13 protein-coding genes, 2 tRNA genes and 2 rRNA genes are annotated in these 19,131 nt (G+C 55.4%); 3 read left to right on the top strand and 14 right to left on the bottom strand.

The genetic code is table 11. The annotated features are described in order from the left end of the window. Nucleotides 1-66 precede the first annotated feature (66 nt). From ACMGGP_RS18930 to pepQ, 8 genes are all read right to left on the bottom strand, one after another. A 23S ribosomal RNA gene (locus ACMGGP_RS18930) occupies nucleotides 67-2,975 on the bottom strand. A gap of 209 nt (nucleotides 2,976-3,184) precedes the next feature. Beyond that, nucleotides 3,185-3,260, bottom strand: a tRNA-Ala gene (locus ACMGGP_RS18925). A gap of 142 nt (nucleotides 3,261-3,402) precedes the next feature. Continuing rightward, nucleotides 3,403-3,479: transfer RNA gene (locus tag ACMGGP_RS18920), tRNA-Ile, on the bottom strand. Between the two features lie 73 nt (nucleotides 3,480-3,552). Then, nucleotides 3,553-5,094, bottom strand: a 16S ribosomal RNA gene (locus ACMGGP_RS18915). Together the 16S and 23S rRNA genes with 2 tRNA genes alongside form the textbook arrangement of a ribosomal RNA operon. Nucleotides 5,095-5,502: 408 nt before the next feature. Next, complete coding sequence (hemG, locus tag ACMGGP_RS18910; RefSeq protein ID WP_163762586.1) at nucleotides 5,503-6,036, bottom strand: menaquinone-dependent protoporphyrinogen IX dehydrogenase; 534 nt, start codon at nucleotides 6,034-6,036, stop codon at nucleotides 5,503-5,505. A gap of 17 nt (nucleotides 6,037-6,053) precedes the next feature. Further along, nucleotides 6,054-7,505: a Trk system potassium transporter TrkH gene (trkH, locus tag ACMGGP_RS18905; protein ID WP_010257200.1), complete on the bottom strand. Its 1,452-nt coding sequence runs from the start codon at nucleotides 7,503-7,505 to the stop codon at nucleotides 6,054-6,056. Nucleotides 7,506-7,537: 32 nt separating this feature from the next. Further along, a complete protein-coding gene (locus ACMGGP_RS18900; protein WP_010257205.1) occupies nucleotides 7,538-8,155 on the bottom strand; it encodes an IMPACT family protein in 618 nt (205 codons plus the stop codon). Continuing rightward, complete coding sequence (pepQ, locus tag ACMGGP_RS18895) at nucleotides 8,155-9,486, bottom strand: Xaa-Pro dipeptidase (protein WP_191921814.1); 1,332 nt, start codon at nucleotides 9,484-9,486, stop codon at nucleotides 8,155-8,157. The genes ACMGGP_RS18900 and pepQ overlap by 1 nt, the downstream gene beginning before the upstream one ends. Nucleotides 9,487-9,672: 186 nt before the next feature. Here pepQ and fadB point away from each other — a divergent pair, with 186 nt between their 5' ends. Next, complete coding sequence (fadB, locus tag ACMGGP_RS18890) at nucleotides 9,673-11,856, top strand: fatty acid oxidation complex subunit alpha FadB (RefSeq protein WP_033767553.1); 2,184 nt, start codon at nucleotides 9,673-9,675, stop codon at nucleotides 11,854-11,856. Between the two features lie 10 nt (nucleotides 11,857-11,866). Continuing rightward, nucleotides 11,867-13,030, top strand: coding sequence for an acetyl-CoA C-acyltransferase FadA (fadA, locus tag ACMGGP_RS18885; protein WP_064690483.1), 1,164 nt, complete (start codon nucleotides 11,867-11,869; stop codon nucleotides 13,028-13,030). An 80-nt stretch (nucleotides 13,031-13,110) separates the two neighbouring features. Here fadA and fre read toward each other — a convergent pair whose 3' ends face one another. The 3 genes from fre to pepE all read right to left on the bottom strand — a co-directional run bounded on the left by fre (nucleotide 13,111) and on the right by pepE (nucleotide 16,144). Next, complete coding sequence (gene fre, locus ACMGGP_RS18880; RefSeq protein ID WP_010257219.1) at nucleotides 13,111-13,812, bottom strand: NAD(P)H-flavin reductase; 702 nt, start codon at nucleotides 13,810-13,812, stop codon at nucleotides 13,111-13,113. A gap of 41 nt (nucleotides 13,813-13,853) precedes the next feature. After that, the gene (ubiD, locus tag ACMGGP_RS18875) at nucleotides 13,854-15,338 is read right to left on the bottom strand and encodes a 4-hydroxy-3-polyprenylbenzoate decarboxylase (protein ID WP_010257222.1); all 1,485 of its coding nucleotides are present in this window, start codon (nucleotides 15,336-15,338) and stop codon (nucleotides 13,854-13,856) included. 80 nt (nucleotides 15,339-15,418) lie between these two features. Then, a complete protein-coding gene (gene pepE, locus ACMGGP_RS18870) occupies nucleotides 15,419-16,144 on the bottom strand; it encodes a dipeptidase PepE (protein WP_064690482.1) in 726 nt (241 codons plus the stop codon). 206 nt (nucleotides 16,145-16,350) lie between these two features. On the opposite strand from pepE, the gene rfaH reads away from it, so the two are divergent. Continuing rightward, nucleotides 16,351-16,839, top strand: coding sequence for a transcription/translation regulatory transformer protein RfaH (gene rfaH, locus ACMGGP_RS18865; protein WP_010257230.1), 489 nt, complete (start codon nucleotides 16,351-16,353; stop codon nucleotides 16,837-16,839). On the opposite strand, the gene tatD is transcribed toward rfaH, so the two are convergent. From tatD to tatB, 3 genes are all read right to left on the bottom strand, one after another. Then, a complete protein-coding gene (tatD, locus tag ACMGGP_RS18860) occupies nucleotides 16,836-17,618 on the bottom strand; it encodes a 3'-5' ssDNA/RNA exonuclease TatD (RefSeq protein ID WP_010257234.1) in 783 nt (260 codons plus the stop codon). The two genes, rfaH and tatD, sit on opposite strands and share 4 nt — an antisense overlap. A gap of 88 nt (nucleotides 17,619-17,706) precedes the next feature. Next, entirely contained in the window at nucleotides 17,707-18,465 is a 759-nt protein-coding gene (gene tatC / locus ACMGGP_RS18855; RefSeq protein ID WP_062759643.1) for a Sec-independent protein translocase subunit TatC, read from the bottom strand. Beyond that, a complete protein-coding gene (gene tatB / locus ACMGGP_RS18850; protein ID WP_022624872.1) occupies nucleotides 18,465-19,130 on the bottom strand; it encodes a Sec-independent protein translocase protein TatB in 666 nt (221 codons plus the stop codon). Before tatB ends, tatC begins: the two co-directional genes overlap by 1 nt. Between the last annotated feature and the right edge of the window lies 1 nt (nucleotide 19,131).

Here is a 19,131-nt window from a genome sequence, read left to right as displayed (position 1 = left end):
CGCAGGACACAACTGTATCCGGTAACAAGCTGAAAATCTGTCTCTCAAAAACGCCTCTGGCGTTGTAAGGTTAAGCCTCACGGGTCATTAGTACCGGTTAGCTCAACGCATCGCTGCGCTTACACACCCGGCCTATCAACGTCGTAGTCTTCAACGTCCCTTCAGGACTCTCAAGGAGTCAGGGAGAACTCATCTCGGGGCAAGTTTCGTGCTTAGATGCTTTCAGCACTTATCTTTTCCGCACTTAGCTACCGGGCAATGCCATTGGCATGACAACCCGAACACCAGTGGTGCGTTCACTCCGGTCCTCTCGTACTAGGAGCAACCCCCCTCAATTCTCCAGCGCCCACGGCAGATAGGGACCGAACTGTCTCACGACGTTCTAAACCCAGCTCGCGTACCACTTTAAACGGCGAACAGCCGTACCCTTGGGACCTACTTCAGCCCCAGGATGTGATGAGCCGACATCGAGGTGCCAAACACCGCCGTCGATATGAACTCTTGGGCGGTATCAGCCTGTTATCCCCGGAGTACCTTTTATCCGTTGAGCGATGGCCCTTCCATTCAGAACCACCGGATCACTATGACCTGCTTTCGCACCTGCTCGAGCCGTCACTCTCGCAGTCAAGCCAGCTTATGCCATTGCACTAACCTCACGATGTCCGACCGTGATTAGCTGACCTTCGTGCTCCTCCGTTACTCTTTAGGAGGAGACCGCCCCAGTCAAACTACCCACCAGACACTGTCCGCAGCCCGGATCACGGGCCTACGTTAGAACATCAAACATTAAAGGGTGGTATTTCAAGGTTGGCTCCACGCAGACTGGCGTCTGCGCTTCAAAGCCTCCCACCTATCCTACACATCAAGGCTCAATGTTCAGTGTCAAGCTGTAGTAAAGGTTCACGGGGTCTTTCCGTCTTGCCGCGGGTACACTGCATCTTCACAGCGAGTTCAATTTCACTGAGTCTCGGGTGGAGACAGCCTGGCCATCATTACGCCATTCGTGCAGGTCGGAACTTACCCGACAAGGAATTTCGCTACCTTAGGACCGTTATAGTTACGGCCGCCGTTTACCGGGGCTTCGATCAAGAGCTTCTCCTTACGGATAACCCCATCAATTAACCTTCCGGCACCGGGCAGGCGTCACACCGTATACGTCCACTTTCGTGTTTGCACAGTGCTGTGTTTTTAATAAACAGTTGCAGCCAGCTGGTATCTTCGACTGGCTTCGGCTCGGGGAGCAGGTCCCTCCACCTACGCGCCAGCGTGCCTTCTCCCGAAGTTACGGCACCATTTTGCCTAGTTCCTTCACCCGAGTTCTCTCAAGCGCCTTGGTATTCTCTACCTGACCACCTGTGTCGGTTTGGGGTACGATTCTGTGTTACCTGATGCTTAGAGGCTTTTCCTGGAAGCTGGGCATTTATCACTTCAGCACCGTAGTGCCTCGTCGTCACGCCTCAGCGTTAATAAGGGACCGGATTTACCTGGACCCTCCGCCTACACGCTTAAACCGGGACAACCGTCGCCCGGCCGATATAGCCTTCTCCGTCCCCCCTTCGCAGTAACACCGAGTACAGGAATATTAACCTGTTTCCCATCGACTACGCCTTTCGGCCTCGCCTTAGGGGTCGACTCACCCTGCTCCGATTAACGTTGAACAGGAACCCTTGGTCTTCCGGCGAGCGGGCTTTTCACCCGCTTTATCGTTACTTATGTCAGCATTCGCACTTCTGATACCTCCAGCATGCCTCACAGCACACCTTCGACGGCTTACAGAACGCTCCCCTACCCAACAACGCATAAGCGTCGCTGCCGCAGCTTCGGTGCATGGTTTAGCCCCGTTACATCTTCCGCGCAGGCCGACTCGACCAGTGAGCTATTACGCTTTCTTTAAATGATGGCTGCTTCTAAGCCAACATCCTGGCTGTCTGTGCCTTCCCACATCGTTTCCCACTTAACCATGACTTTGGGACCTTAGCTGGCGGTCTGGGTTGTTTCCCTCTTCACGACGGACGTTAGCACCCGCCGTGTGTCTCCCGTGATAACATTCTTCGGTATTCGCAGTTTGCATCGGGTTGGTAAGCCGGGATGGCCCCCTAGCCGAAACAGTGCTCTACCCCCGAAGATGAGTTCACGAGGCGCTACCTAAATAGCTTTCGGGGAGAACCAGCTATCTCCCGGTTTGATTGGCCTTTCACCCCCAGCCACAGGTCATCCGCTAATTTTTCAACATTAGTCGGTTCGGTCCTCCAGTTAGTGTTACCCAACCTTCAACCTGCCCATGGCTAGATCACCGGGTTTCGGGTCTATACCCTGCAACTTAACGCCCAGTTAAGACTCGGTTTCCCTGCGGCTCCCCTATACGGTTAACCTTGCTACAGAATATAAGTCGCTGACCCATTATACAAAAGGTACGCAGTCACCCCCATAAAGAAGGCTCCCACTGCTTGTACGTACACGGTTTCAGGTTCTGTTTCACTCCCCTCGCCGGGGTTCTTTTCGCCTTTCCCTCACGGTACTGGTTCACTATCGGTCAGTCAGGAGTATTTAGCCTTGGAGGATGGTCCCCCCATATTCAGACAGGATACCACGTGTCCCGCCTTACTCATCGAGCTCACAGCTTGTGTGCTTTTGTGTACGGGAGTATCACCCTGTACCCTGCGACTTTCCAGACGCTTCCACTAACACACAAACTGATTCAGGCTCTGGGCTGCTCCCCGTTCGCTCGCCGCTACTGGGGGAATCTCGGTTGATTTCTTTTCCTCGGGGTACTTAGATGTTTCAGTTCCCCCGGTTCGCCTTGCAGCACTATGTATTCATGCTGCAATGATGCACAGAGTGCACCGGGTTTCCCCATTCGGACATCGACGGCTGTAGCGGTTCATATCACCTTACCGTCGCTTTACGCAGATTAGCACGTCCTTCATCGCCTCTGACTGCCTGGGCATCCACCGTGTACGCTTAGTCGCTTAACCTCACAACCCACAGGCGTTTTACAACGCTGCGTGCTGCAAGCATTTGAGAGACTCGAACACATCGCCAAGTCATTCCTTATTACGGAGGAATGACGCGCTGCGTCGTTTCAATTTTCAGCTTGTTCCGGATTGTTAAAGAGCATAATACGTCGCAGCACACCGTCGCCGGTATGCTCTGAGGTATTTCAGAAAAAAACAGATAAACGGTATGGTGGAGCTAAGCGGGATCGAACCGCTGACCTCCTGCGTGCAAGGCAGGCGCTCTCCCAGCTGAGCTATAGCCCCATACAGTTACTGCAGAGACCACTACTACCACTCAACCGAGTACACTTCGTGAGAAATGTAATTCGTGCTCAGGCAAGGAATGTTTCCGCGAAGCATAGTGAACTATGCGAGCCGGAGACATAACGCAGCGTGAGTGCGAATTTGGTAGGCCTGAGTGGACTTGAACCACCGACCTCACCCTTATCAGGGGTGCGCTCTAACCACCTGAGCTACAAGCCTGTAGAGGTTTTTTCTGCTCGTTACTTTTTATCAGACAATCTGTGTGGACACTGCGCGGGAAGGTATCTTCAGGTAAGGAGGTGATCCAACCGCAGGTTCCCCTACGGTTACCTTGTTACGACTTCACCCCAGTCATGAATCACAAAGTGGTAAGCGCCCTCCCGAAGGTTAAGCTACCTACTTCTTTTGCAACCCACTCCCATGGTGTGACGGGCGGTGTGTACAAGGCCCGGGAACGTATTCACCGTGGCATTCTGATCCACGATTACTAGCGATTCCGACTTCACGGAGTCGAGTTGCAGACTCCGATCCGGACTACGACGCACTTTGTGAGGTCCGCTTGCTCTCGCGAGGTCGCTTCTCTTTGTATGCGCCATTGTAGCACGTGTGTAGCCCTACTCGTAAGGGCCATGATGACTTGACGTCATCCCCACCTTCCTCCGGTTTATCACCGGCAGTCTCCTTTGAGTTCCCGACCGAATCGCTGGCAACAAAGGATAAGGGTTGCGCTCGTTGCGGGACTTAACCCAACATTTCACAACACGAGCTGACGACAGCCATGCAGCACCTGTCTCAGCGTTCCCGAAGGCACCAAAGCATCTCTGCTAAGTTCGCTGGATGTCAAGAGTAGGTAAGGTTCTTCGCGTTGCATCGAATTAAACCACATGCTCCACCGCTTGTGCGGGCCCCCGTCAATTCATTTGAGTTTTAACCTTGCGGCCGTACTCCCCAGGCGGTCGACTTAACGCGTTAGCTCCGGAAGCCACTCCTCAAGGGAACAACCTCCAAGTCGACATCGTTTACGGCGTGGACTACCAGGGTATCTAATCCTGTTTGCTCCCCACGCTTTCGCACCTGAGCGTCAGTCTTTGTCCAGGGGGCCGCCTTCGCCACCGGTATTCCTCCAGATCTCTACGCATTTCACCGCTACACCTGGAATTCTACCCCCCTCTACAAGACTCAAGCCTGCCAGTTTCAAATGCAGTTCCCAGGTTAAGCCCGGGGATTTCACATCTGACTTAACAGACCGCCTGCGTGCGCTTTACGCCCAGTAATTCCGATTAACGCTTGCACCCTCCGTATTACCGCGGCTGCTGGCACGGAGTTAGCCGGTGCTTCTTCTGCGGGTAACGTCAATCGACAGGGTTATTAACCCCGTCGCCTTCCTCCCCGCTGAAAGTACTTTACAACCCGAAGGCCTTCTTCATACACGCGGCATGGCTGCATCAGGCTTGCGCCCATTGTGCAATATTCCCCACTGCTGCCTCCCGTAGGAGTCTGGACCGTGTCTCAGTTCCAGTGTGGCTGGTCATCCTCTCAGACCAGCTAGGGATCGTCGCCTAGGTGGGCCATTACCCCGCCTACTAGCTAATCCCATCTGGGTTCATCCGATAGTGAGAGGCCCGAAGGTCCCCCTCTTTGGTCTTGCGACGTTATGCGGTATTAGCCACCGTTTCCAGTGGTTATCCCCCTCTATCGGGCAGATCCCCAGACATTACTCACCCGTCCGCCACTCGTCACCCAAGGAGCAAGCTCCTCTGTGCTACCGTCCGACTTGCATGTGTTAGGCCTGCCGCCAGCGTTCAATCTGAGCCATGATCAAACTCTTCAATTTAAGTTTGATTTGCTTAAACAAGTTAAGCGGTGCTCATCTGTAAAACGTCATAATGAATTTCATTATGTGTTCACTCGTGAGGCTTGATATTTTTTACGTCCGGAGACGCTGATATCAATCCTGCGAGTGCCCACACAGATTGTCTGATAAATTGTTAAAGAGCAGTGCGAACAGTGCGTTAGCGTCCTGTCGCGAGGTGGCGTATATTACGCTTTCCTCCTGCAGAGTCAACCTCTTTCTCAGAAGTTTTTCTCCGGCGGCGCAGTCTCCTGTGCCTCCTGACCCGTTTTCCGTTTCCGGTTTGCCGTGTCAGTGGAGGCGCATTATAGGGAGTTCGCGCGGGCTGACAAGTGTTTATTACGAAAAGATTATCGTTCGCAGTAATTTTCATCAAATCGCGCTATTTCGCTACGATTTGCCTGGTAACTGTGCAAAATCATTGGCAAAAGTGCCTACCTGCTGCCAGTCCGTATACTCCACTTCTTTCGTCGAATCTGTCTCACCACCGGTCATGCGCATAATCAACTGGATCATGACGCGATCGAACCAGCGATAGCGCGGATAATAGAGCGCGCCTGCGAACACGGCACAGCAATCAGGCTGCCACGGCGAGTGTGCCAGGAACTTCTGCGTATAGGCATTGGTTTCAGGAGAGCGCTTCTCAGGTTTGCGCGCCGTCAGGTTCACCGAAAAGAAACCGCTGGTACGCTGCTGCAACTCATGAAGGTGTTGTTTAACGAACTTATCGACGACCGGCTGAAAATGGCCATAGCGGATAGATGCGCCAATTAACACACGATCATACTGTGCCCAGTCAGGCAGAGTGGCATCCTGAATGTTCAGTACATCACACTGCTGCTGCTGACGGATCACATCAGCAATAGAAGAGGCAATCTTCTTGGTTTGTCCGTCGCGAGTGGAATAGAGAATCAGCGCTTTCATGTCAGCATCCTTATTAATTATTCACGCCAGAAAGTAGGCGTGAACAGCACCAGCAAGGTGAATACCTCGAGACGCCCGAACAACATGGTGGAAATAAGAATCCATTTCGCCACGTCATTCATTGAAGTGAAGTTATCAGCTACGACCCCTAAGCCAGGGCCGAGGTTATTGAGCGTCGCGGCAACGGCAGCAAAAGCCGAGAAGTCATCAACACCGGTAGCGATGATCGCCAGCATGCTGATCAGGAACACCAGCGCATAAGCCGAGAAGAATCCCCATACAGCTTCAAGGATACGTTCCGGCAGCGCCCGGTTGCCCAGCTTAATGGTGTAGACCGCATTGGGGTGAACCAGACGCTTAAGCTCACGGTTACCCTGCTTGCATAACAGCAGTATGCGAATCACCTTCAGACCACCGCCGGTTGAACCGGCACAGCCGCCGATAAAGGCGGAGCACAACAGCAGTACCGGCAGGAACAATGGCCAGCGAGCGATGCTGTCGGTCGTGAATCCCGCCGTCGTCGCCATGGAAACCACCTGGAAAAAGGCCTGGTTCAGCGTCTGCCAGCCACTTTCATAGACATTATGGAACCAGAGCACCAGGGTACAGATCAACACCAGCGTCAGCTGAACGCCAATAAACATGCGGAACTCAGGGTCGCGCCAGTACACACGCAGATTGCGTCCGCTTAACATGGCAAAGTGCAGGCCGTAGTTACAGCCTGAGATCAGCAGAAACACCGCCACGATGGTATTGATGGTGCCACTGTTAAAATAGCCGATACTGGCATCATGGGTTGAGAAGCCGCCAATGGCGATAGTCGAGAAACTGTGGCCAATAGCATCAAACGCTGGCATTCCCGCCAGCCACAATGCCAGCGCACAGGCTATCGTCAGCAGGACGTAGATCAGCCAGAGTGTTTTAGCCGTCTCGGCGATACGCGGTCGCATTTTATTATCTTTCAGCGGCCCCGGCATTTCAGCGCGATAGAGCTGCATGCCCCCGACGCCCAGAATCGGCAGTATCGCCACGGCTAATACGATGATCCCCATACCGCCCAGCCACTGCAGCATCTGCCGATAGAAGAGAATCGCCTTAGGCAACGAGTCCAGCCCCACCAGCGTGGTGGCACCGGTGGTTGTCAGGCCAGAGAAAGATTCAAAGAACGCATCCGTCACCGAAAGATGCGGCTGTTCGGCAAAGATAAAGGGCATCGCCCCTACGCTGCCCAGCACCGTCCAGAACAGGACCACAATCAGAAACCCTTCCCGCGGTTTGAGTTCGGTTTTCTTTTTGCGATTCGGCCACCACAGCAGCGAGCCGATCACCAGCGCCATCATAAAGGTCTGGCTAAACGCCCGCCCTGCGCCATCGCGATAAATTAAGGCGACCAGGCCGGGCAAAATCATCGTCACTGAAAAGAGGATCACCAGCAGACCGACTATGCGGGTAATGGCGCGAAAGTGCATTCAGCCGTTCCTTTAAATAAAAGAGATGAACATCATGGTGTGAGCGGGATCAGCGATAACGCGCCCCGACTAAAGTCTGACAGATTTTTTTTGAACCCGTCGATCTGTCCGTAAGGTACAGCCAGCGTCAATGCAATACGATCCTGAAACTGGCTGTCGGTCACCTTACCTTCAAAACGCTGTACCAGCCGTTCAATATCACTGAGCTGTGCATAGTCACATTGCAAAGTGAACAGCTTCATCGGCACTTTGCGCTGCCGTGGCAGCTGCTTAAGCCCCTGCTGGACGCCACCACCATACGCTTTCACTAAGCCGCCGGTTCCCAGCATGATGCCACCGTAGTAACGCACCACCACAGCGGTAATCTCGCCAATATCCGCGCCCATCAGTTGCGCCAGCATCGGTTTCCCTGCCGTACCCGAAGGTTCACCATCATCAGAGAAACCGAGTTGCTGAGAATCATTCGGCGCGCCCGCTACCCAGGCCCAGCAGTGATGCCGGGCAGTGGGATGCTCGCTTTTAACCTGCTGGACAAACGCGCGCGCCGCCTCTGCACCCTCGGTGTGCGCCAGTAGCGTAATGAAGCGACTCTTTTTGATTGTCTCCTCACTGCTGCTTACTGGCACAGCGGGAATATCAAAGGCCTCCATCAGGCCAGATGCAGATCGCGGGTCATGTTCTCAACGCGATGCGCATGGATCACCACGTTATCCTCGATACGAATCCCGCCATAAGGCCGAAGCGCATCAATGGCCTGCCAGTTAAAGTGCTGACTGAAACGGCCTTCACGCAGCGGCTTGAGTAACGAATCAATAATATAGAAGCCCGGCTCAATGGTTAATACCATGCCCGGTTGCAGCACGCGGGTGCAGCGAAGATAAGGATATTGCGCTGGCGCGGCGAGATGGGTGCCCTGCTCATCCTGCATAAAACCGGCAACGTCATGGACCTGCAGACCCAGCGGATGCCCCAGGCCATGTGGCATAAACGGACCGGTCAGATCTTCAGCCACCAGCGCTTCTTCGCTGATTCCCTGAACCAGCTCAAACTTCAGCAACATCTTCGCAATACGCTGATGCATCTGAAGGTGGTAATCGGTGTAGCGTACGCCCGGTTTCAGCGTGGCTATCAGGGCCAGCTCTTCAGTGTTCATCGCCTCAACCATTCTGGCATAGAGCGAACTGCTCTGCGCCGCATAGCTGCGGGTCAAATCAGCGGCATAGCCAAGATACTCGGCACCCGCATCAATCAAAAAGCTATGGCGTTTCGCAGGTGGCTGATGATCCAGCCGGGTGTAGTGCAGCACCGCAGCGTGCTCATTCAGCGCAATGATATTGCCGTAAGGTACATCGGTGTCGCGATGACCGGTAGCGGTCAGATACGCCTGATTGATATCGAACTCGCTTAAGCCCGCCGAGAACGCCTCTTTCGCCGCGCGATGACCGGCAACCGCCAGCTTCTGCGCCTGGCGCAGACAGGCGAGTTCATAATCAGTTTTGATGCTGCGATGGAAGTGCAGGAAGTCGATGACCGCTTTAGGATTAATATTGCCAGAGGCAATACCGAGCTGAGATGCACGCGCGTTAACCGGGCCGATATAGGCGACGTTATCACGCTGTGCAGGCAGCAACTGCGCTATCTCATCCGCATTTTTCAGGCCGATAACGTCGATATCCCCGGTCCAGAAGCTATCCGGCAACGGTTCAACGTTATGCCAGTAATCCACCGGAGAGTAGAACCACAGTTTCGGTTTGTTCACCCCATCAATCCAGAGCCAGCAGTTGGGCACCTGCGTCACCGGCACCCAGGCCTTGAACTGCGGATTCACCTTAAACGGATAAGTGTGATCATCCAGAAACACCGTCAACAACTCACCGGAATGGATCAACATCGCATCCAGTTTATTGCGTGCCAGCACCTGCTGCGCCCGTTGTTGCAACGTGGCGATGTGCGCGTGATACAAGGTCTTCAGTGAATCCATTGACGTCTCTCCAGTGTCGCGAAATGGCCGCAGTTTAGCATACCCCTTGCGCAGATGCCGAAGTCGGCGCAGCTGTGATCTTGTTAGCAAATAAGCAAAGACCAGTTTGCAAAAAATTAACATCGCTCCCACACTCACGATCATCTGGTATGACCAGATCACCTTTCGCGGTTTCAGGAGACGCACATGCTCTACCAAGGCGCTAACCTTACTCTTCACTGGCTGGACGATGGCATCGCCGAGCTGGTTTTTGACGCTACGGGCTCGGTCAACAAGCTCGATACGCAAACTGTCGCCAGCCTGGGCGAGGCAATAGCTGTGCTGGAGCAGCAGCCAGAACTGCGCGGCCTGCTGCTGAGCTCCGCTAAACCTGCCTTTATTGTAGGGGCAGATATCACCGAGTTCCTTTCACTGTTTGATGCACCCACCGAAAAACTGAGCCAGTGGCTGAGTTACGCCAACAGCATCTTCAATCGTCTGGAAGATTTGCCGGTACCGACTCTGGCCGCCATTGACGGCTATGCACTGGGCGGCGGATGTGAATGCGTACTGGCAACCGATCTGCGTATCGCTACTGCGGACGCCCGTATTGGCCTGCCGGAAACCAAACTCGGCATCATGCCGGGATTTGGCGGCAGCGTGCGATTGCCGCGCCTGCTGGGCGCCGACAGTGCGCTGGAAATTATTGCGGCGGGAAAAGATGTCGATGGCAATGCCGCTCTTAAACTCGGTCTGGTCGATGCCGTGGTGTCTCGCGAGAAACTGCGTGAGGCGGGAATCACCATGCTTAAGGCCGCTGCCACTGATGGCAGCTGGCGCGCCCGCCGGGCCCCTAAGCTGGCTCCGCTGAAACTCAGCCCGATTGAAGCGGCCATGAGCTTCACTATCGCGAAAGCCATGGTGCTGCAAACCGCAGGCAAGCATTATCCCGCTCCGCTGATGGCGGTAAAAACCATTGAAGCTGCAGCCAGCCTTGGCCGCGATGACGCGCTGAAGCTTGAAACCGCAGCGTTTGTGCCGCTGGCACAGTCTGATGAAGCACGCGCGCTGGTCGGCATCTTCCTCAACGACCAGTATGTGAAAGGTCTGGCGAAAAAGCGCGGCAGCGAAAGCGGCGCACCCGCTCAGGCAGCGGTACTGGGCGCAGGCATCATGGGTGGCGGCATCAGCTACCAGTCTGCGTGGAAAGGCGTGCCGGTCAGAATGAAAGATATCAATCCACAGGCGTTAACGCTGGGGATGAACGAAGCCAGCAAGCTGCTCAATAAGCTGCTGGAACGCGGCAAAATCGACGGCAACAAACTCGCCAGTGTGATCGCCACTATCCAGCCCACGCTGGATTACGCCGGTTTTGAACAGGCTGATGTGGTGGTTGAAGCGGTGGTAGAGAACCCGCTGATCAAGGCAAAAGTGCTGGCGGAAACCGAACAGCATCTGCGTGAGGATGCGATTCTGGCCTCCAATACCTCGACCATTCCCATCAGCCAGCTGGCGCAGGCGCTTCAGCGTCCGGAAAACTTCTGCGGCATGCACTTCTTCAATCCGGTACCGCGTATGCCGCTGGTAGAGGTGGTTCGTGGCGAGAAAACCAGTGAAGCGACCCTGAGCAAAGTGGTGGCCTGGGCCAGCAAAATGGGCAAAACCCCGATCGTAGTGAATGACTGTCCGGGCTTCTTTGTTAACCGGGTGCTGTTCCCTTACTTCGCCGCTTTCAGCCTGCTGCTGCGCGACGGCGCCGATTTCCGTCAGATTGATAAAGTGATGGAAAAACAGTTTGGCTGGCCGATGGGCCCCTCATGGCTGCTGGATGTGGTCGGCATCGATACCGCGCACCACGCGCAAAGCGTCATGGCTGACGGTTTCCCGGATCGTATGAAGCATGACTATCGTGATGCGATCGATCTGCTGTTTGATGCCGGTCGTTTTGGCCAGAAAAATGGCAAAGGCTTCTGGCGCTGGGAAGAAGATAAAAAGGGCAAGCTGACAAAAGTGGCTGATACCGAAGTGGATACGCTGCTGGAGCAGGTCTGCCAGCCTAAGCGGGTCTTCAGCGACGAAGAGATCCTGAATCGCATGATGCTGCCAATGCTGAATGAAGTAGTGCGCTGCCTGGAAGAGAAGATTATTGCCTCGCCAGCGGAAGCGGATATGGCGCTGGTCTATGGTCTCGGCTTCCCGCCTTTCCGTGGCGGCGCTTTCCGCTATCTCGATACCCTGGGCAACAGCAATGTGGTGGATCAGGCCCGGCGTTATAGCGCGCTCGGTGGCTTATATGCCCTGCCTGCGCTGCTGGTGCAGAAAGCCCATCAGCATGAAAGCTGGTATCCCGCCGCCAAACCGATTGATGAAGCCGCGCTGAAAAGCGCCTGAGGGCAAAAAGATGGAAAATGTGGTGATTATTGATGCGGTGCGCACGCCAATGGGACGTTCAAAAGGCGGCGCCTTTCGTCACGTGCGCGCTGAAGATCTCTCTGCGCACCTGATGCGCGAACTCCTGAGCCGCAACCCGGCGGTGAACCCGACATCACTGGACGATATCGTCTGGGGCTGCGTACAGCAGACGCTGGAACAGGGATTTAATATCGCGCGTAACGCCGCGCTGCTGGCCGAAATCCCGCATTCAGTGCCGGCCACCACCGTCAACCGACTGTGTGGCTCTTCAATGCAGGCGCTGCATGATGCGGCCCGCGCCATTATGGTCGGTGATGCGCAATGCTGTCTGATCGGTGGCGTGGAGCATATGGGACATGTGCCGATGAATCACGGCGTCGACTTTCATCCCGGTCTGGGCCGAACCGTGGCAAAAGCAGCAGGCATGATGGGCTTAACGGCTGAAATGCTGGCGCGAATGCATCATATCAGCCGTGAGCAGCAGGATGCATTTGCCCTGCGTTCACACCAGCGGGCCTGGCAGGCCACCCAGCGTGGGGACTTTGCAACAGAGATTGTCGCCACCTATGGTCACGACAGCGACGGCATTCTTAAACGCTATGACTTCGATGAGGTGATTCGCGAGGAGACCAGCGCCGAAGGACTGGCGGCACTCAAACCCGCCTTCGATCCGGTTAACGGCACCGTCACGGCGGGTACATCGTCGGCGTTGTCAGATGGCGCGGCCGCCATGCTGGTCATGAGTGAATCACGCGCCCGTGAGCTGGGGCTGACACCGCGCGCGCGCATCCGCAGCATGGCGGTGGTGGGCTGTGATCCTTCGATAATGGGCTATGGACCGGTACCGGCCAGCAAACTGGCATTGAAACGGGCGGGACTGAGCGTCAGTGATATCGATGTGTTTGAGCTGAACGAAGCCTTTGCCGCGCAGACGCTGCCCTGCATCAAGGACTTAGGTTTGCTGGAACGGATAGATGATAAGGTCAATCTGAATGGCGGCGCGATTGCGTTAGGCCATCCGCTGGGCTGCTCCGGCGCACGCATCAGCACAACGTTGCTGAATATTATGGAGCGACGCGACGCCCGTTTTGGCCTCGCCACCATGTGTATCGGACTGGGTCAGGGCATTGCGACCGTATTCGAGCGTCTGTAATACGTTGAGTCTTACTTTGTCAGATTTACCCGCCGTAAACCGGCGGGTTTTTTCTGTCTGCTACAGGCTGCTACAGGGAATCAGATAAAGGCAAACGCATCGCCATACATCTGTGACTCCACCGCGCCACGCTCGGCACAGAAACGATCGCGGGCAATCTTCGCCATCTCAAAACGTCCGGCGATGTAGATCTCATGCTCGCTCAGCGTACTGAAGTCCTGCATTACTGCTGTCAGTACCGTACCTGAACGGCCCTGCCAGCCCGCTTCAGGTTGCTCGACAACCGGAATCACCTTCAGGTTCGGGTGCTTCACTGCCAGCGCATCCAGCTCTTCCAGATCGTACAAATGCTTGAGCTCACGTCCGCCCCAGTAAATGGCGATATCGCGCTCTGGCTGTTCCGCCAGTGCAGTGAGCAGAATCGAACGGGCATAGGAGAAACCGGTGCCGCCTGCAATCAGGATCAGCGGCTTGCTGCTCTCTTCACGCAGCCAGGCATCGCCGTGCGGCATATCAACCGTAATCTGGCGATCGTTACGGATGCGATCCATGACGGCCATGGCATAGAGGTTCAGATCGGACGCGCCGATATGCAACTCAATGATATCTTTTTCCATCGGCGTTGAGGCCAGTGAGAACGGACGCTTGTCACGCTCGTCCATCACTACCATCAGATACTGTCCCGCGCGAAAACTGAATTCCGCTTCAGGGATCAGGCGAACGCGATAGACCGTGTCGGTAATCGCCTCAACCGAAGTTACTTTACAGCTTAACGTTGTCATGCGTTCCCTCTGTCGGGTCGTCTTTATGGTTGTGCTCGCCATCAACGCTGTGGCGGCTGATCAAAAATACCTAGCTCATCCCAGATAGCATCAATGCGCGCGGTGACCGCAGGATCTTTGACGATAGGTGTACCCCATTCGCGCTGCGTTTCACCTGGCCACTTATTGGTCGCATCCATCCCCATCTTCGATCCCAGCCCGGAAACGGGCGAAGCGAAATCGAGATAATCGATTGGGGTATTTTCCACTAATACCGTATCGCGGGCCGGATCCATACGCGTGGTGATCGCCCAGATCACGTCGTTCCAGTCACGCGCATTAACGTCATCGTCACACACAATAACAAATTTGGTGTACATGAACTGCCGCAGAAACGACCAGACGCCAAACATGACACGTTTGGCATGCCCCGCGTACTGCTTTTTAATCGTCACGACCGCCAGCCGGTATGAACATCCTTCTGGCGGCAGATAGAAGTCCACGATCTCCGGGAACTGCTTCACCAGAATCGGCACCAGCACTTCATTCAGCGCCACACCCAGCACCGCAGGTTCATCTGGCGGACGGCCGGTATAGGTGGAGTGATAGATAGGCTTATGGCGCTGCGTAATATGCGTAACGGTAAACACCGGGAAGCTATCTACTTCATTGTAGTAGCCGGTGTGGTCGCCGTAAGGTCCTTCCGGCGCCATATCGCCCGCTTCGATATACCCTTCCAGCACGATTTCCGCACTGGCGGGAACTTCGAGATCGTTCGAGAGGCATTTCACTACTTCGGTTTTATTGCCGCGCAGTAAACCGGCAAACGCATATTCTGACAGCGTATCAGGCACCGGTGTTACGGCCCCAAGGATAGTGGCGGGATCGGCACCCAGCGCCACCGAGACCGGAAAGCGCTCACCCGGATGCGCTTTCGTCCACTCCAGATAATCGAGCGCACCGCCACGGTGCGACAGCCAGCGCATGATCAGACGATTTTTGCCGATCACCTGCTGCCGGTAGATCCCAAGATTCTGCCGCTCTTTGTGCGGGCCGCGCGTCACGGTCAGCCCCCAGGTAATCAGCGGTGCCGCATCGCCCGGCCAGCACTTCATCACCGGAATCCGCGTCAGATCGACTTCATCGCCGCTGAACACCTCTTCCTGACAGGGTGCATTGCGCAGGCGTTTGGTCGGCATGTTCAGGACCTGCTTAAACTGCGGCATCTTATCGAACAGATCGCGGAAGCCTTTTGGCGGCTCCGGCTCTTTCAGGAAGGCCAGCAGTTTACCCACTTCACGCAGTGCGCTGACCTCTTCCTGGCCCATGCCCATTGCCACACGCTTTGGTGTGCCGAACAGATTGCACAGCACCGGCATGTCGTACCCTTTCGGGTTTTCAAACAGCAGAGCCGGGCCACCGGCACGCAGAGTGCGGTCGGCGATTTCGGTCATTTCCAGTTCAGGATCGATCGACTGGGTAATGCGCTTTAGCTCACCGCGCTGTTCGAGCAGCGCGAGAAAGTCTCTTAAATCGTGATATTTCATGCGGCTTTAGCTTTCCGGCCAGAGTGAATCGGCCATTATAGGTCTGATTAAGCGGTTATGCTGAGGTTTATATGGCAGCGTCATACGCACTGAAAGGGAACCAGCGGTTGTAACGCGCGGGCATCGTGATACCCCTGAATCGGCTCGCCGTGGCGAAACAGTTTAAAATCTTCGTTTCGCACGCTGTGATAGCGCAGCTGATTGTCGTGAACGTGCAGAAAACTGCCTTCACGCAGTGCAATCACCGACTCAGTCGGATTAACTGCACAGAACTCTGCCAGCCGTTCGTCACGGGTTTCGCCCATATGACTGCTGACGCTGGCATCCAGATAGTGGGGATTAATCTGCACCGGAAAGAGTCCCAGCGCAGGCAGCACCACGCTGCTGCGCACCGGCATATCGTTCGTGGTACGGATTGAGGGCGTCGCCACGTTGCAGCCTGCGCTCCAGCCGACATAAGGTACCTGCCGCTCCCGCACCGCGCGCTGAATCGCTCCGATCAGACCCTGCTCATGCAGTATCTGATTCAGGAACCAGGTGTTGCCGCCGCTGACTAAAATCAGCTCTGCCTGCGCAATCGCTTCAGCCGGTGAGGCGAATGCCTGAACCCGCTCAACCTGAATGCCCAGAGAGGCACTGAGTTCGGCGGCGCGTTGCTGCTGATCGCCACGAATAATCGCGTAGGGGATCAGTACCGCCGAGCGGATAGCGCGTCGGGCGATCATGGCGTGCAGCTGCGGCTGCGCATAGCCCAGCAGCGGCGCATCATCCGCCAGCTTGCCGTTGCTCAACAGAAAGAGTTCCATCAGAGGATCCTTTTGCAGATGTGATGGACATTGAGTCTGATACAGAGCAATAGCAGACGTCAATTTTCAGTCACCTTTTCTGCTGCCATCGGGCATCTTAAGAAAAGTCTCAGTTTATTTTCTTTGCGGGACGCTTTACCCTGCCCCTGCGCTATAACTCTGGCAACAGGTTTGCTATTCTTAGCGTCCATTCAATGGGAGCAGTTATGGAATCCTGGTACTTACTCTATTGCAAACGTGGACAGCTACTGCGCGCGAAGGAGCATCTGGAGCGGCAGGAAGTGCATTGCCTCAGCCCGATGATCGCTCTGGAAAAGATCGTGCGCGGTAAACGCACCACCGTGAGTGAGCCACTGTTCCCGAATTATCTGTTTATCGAGTTTGATCCGGAAGCCATTCACACCACGACGATCAGCAGCACCCGTGGCGTCAGCCACTTCGTGCGCTTTGGCACGACGCCCGCGACCGTGCCTTCAGCCGTGATTGAAGCGCTGGAAACAGACGTCCCGCAAATCCTGCTTGACCCTGAAACGCCGCAAAGCGGTGATGAAGTGGTCATCACCGACGGGACGTTTGAAGGGCTGCGCGCCATCTTTGCCGAGCCGGATGGTGAAACGCGCTCAATTCTGTTGCTTAATTTGCTGAACAAGCAGGTAATGCGCAGCGTCGACAACAAGCAGTTTCGCAAGATTTAAGCCAGTCTGAATAACGTCCGCGCATTATGGTCGATGCGGGTCGCCAGTTCCTCAGCACTCTCACCACGCCATGTCGCCACCTGGTGCACAATATGCGGTAAAAAGCAGGGTTCATTACGGCGCGAAGTCGGGCGTGGACGCATGTCGCGCGGCAGCAGATATGGGGCATCCGTTTCCAGCAGCAGGCGATCGGCCGGAATCAGTGGCAGCAGCTCGCGCAACTCCAGACCACGGCGCTCATCGCATACCCAGCCCGTAATCCCTACCGATAACCCCATGCCCAGACAGGCTTCCAGTTCATCACGCGTGCCGGTAAAGCAGTGGATCACCGCGCCAGGCAGTTTTGGCAGCCAGGGCGCCAGCACTGCGGCGAAACGCGCATGGGCTTCGCGGCAGTGCAGAAAGACCGGCATATTGAGTTCCGCCGCCAGAGCCAGCTGCGCATCAAACGCATACTCCTGCTGCTCATGAGCCGACAGATTGCGATTGAAATCGAGTCCGCATTCACCGATGGCGACCACTTCCGGTTTTTCAGCCAGGCGACGCAGGGTGCTGGCAATTTCCGTTGACCATTCGCTGGCATGATGAGGATGGACGCCCGCGGTAGACCAACAGAAGCCCGCTTGATCTTCAGCCAGTCGCTGAGCCTGCTGGCTCTCCAGCGCGTTAGTGCCGGTAATAAGCATGCCGGTGACGCCCGCATCACGCGCGCGTTTAACCACCTTTTGCCGGTCGGAGGCGAATTGCGTGCTGGTCAGGTTTACACCGATATCAAACATAATTTTTCCCACAGTTTATAAACAAAAACCGCCCATCAGGGCGGTTTGGATTGATCGCTTCCCGCCAGTGCGGGTAAAGCTGTCCGCATCAGGAGTCGGTATTCTCTTCTTCATCCTGTAACCGGCGGCCTTTACCCACATAGTAACGGGAAAAGAATACGCCGACTTCAAACAGGCAGTACATCGGAATAGCGAGCAAAGTTTGGGAAAAAACATCCGGCGGTGTGAGCAACATCCCGACCACGAAGGCGCCCACCAGAATATAGGGACGTTTCTTCTTCAACTCTTCCGGGCTGGTGATACCGGTCCAGCACAGCAACACAATCGCCACCGGCACCTCAAACGCCACGCCAAATGCCATAAACAGCGTCATGACAAAGTCGAGGTATTTTGAGATATCCGTTGCTACGGTCACGCCGATCGGCGCTGTCTTGGTGAAAAAACCAAATGCCAGCGGGAAGACCACGAAATAGGCAAAGGCTACGCCGAAGTAGAACAGGAAGGTGCTGGAAAACAGCAGCGGCATAACCAGCCTGCGCTCATGCCGGTAAAGCGCCGGGGCAACAAATGCCCAGACCTGATAGAGGATCACCGGCACCGCAAGAAACACCGACACAATAATGGTCAGCTTAATCGGGGTGAAAAACGGTGAGGCCACATCGGTCGCGATCATGCTGGAGCCCACCGGCATCTGGCTGATTAACGGTGCCGCGACCAACTGGTAGATGTCGTTGGCGAAATAAACCAGCACCAGGAAAATCCCTAATACGGCGATGATGCAGTTCAGTAGTCGCTTACGCAGCTCAATCAGATGACTGATGAGCGGTTGGGTATCTTCAACGGCCATTATCGTTCATCACTTGCAGAAGAGGGGGTAGCGGATTGACGCGCAGGATCGGCCGGCCTGGCGACGTCGCCAGTGGGTGCCTGTGCCGGTGCGCTGGCCACAGCGGTTGGTGCGGCAGAGGATTGCGCCGCCGGACCTGATGAAACCGCTGAAGAAGCCGGTGCCGGAGCAGTGGCGACGGCTGAAGGTGCGGCAGAGGATTGCACCGCCGGACCTGAGTCTGAAACCGCAGACGGTGTCTGTGCCGGGGCACTGGCCTGGTGTTCTGCTGTAGCCGGTGTCGCCGAAGGCTCAGCCGGAGCAGGCGCGGGCCTGTGCTGAGCCGAATGGATGGTGTTTGCCTCGTCTTCCTCTTTTTCAATGTCGATGCTCTGACTGACCGAGCGTTTCATTGAATCCGCAGTTTTACGCAGCTCTTCCATCGACTCTTTCAGCTCTGGTGAGAGCGTGCCACGGCCCGCTTCTTCCACCTTTTTCAGGCTCTCCTGCAACTCCTGCAGCTTGAGCTCCTGCGCCAGTTCATGTTGTACATTGGCTGCCAGCGAACGAATCGCCCTGATCCAGCCGACCACGGTTTTCACCGCAACCGGTAAACGTTGCGGGCCGAGTACAATCAGCCCGATCACGAACACCAATACCAGTTCACTAAAACCAATATCAAACACG

Origin of the sequence: Curtobacterium sp. BNK-1 (assembly GCF_048685235.1) — a bacterium.
Taxonomy (GTDB): Bacteria; Pseudomonadota; Gammaproteobacteria; order Enterobacterales; family Enterobacteriaceae; genus Pantoea; species Pantoea agglomerans.
This window is presented reverse-complemented; position numbering and strand designations above follow the sequence as displayed.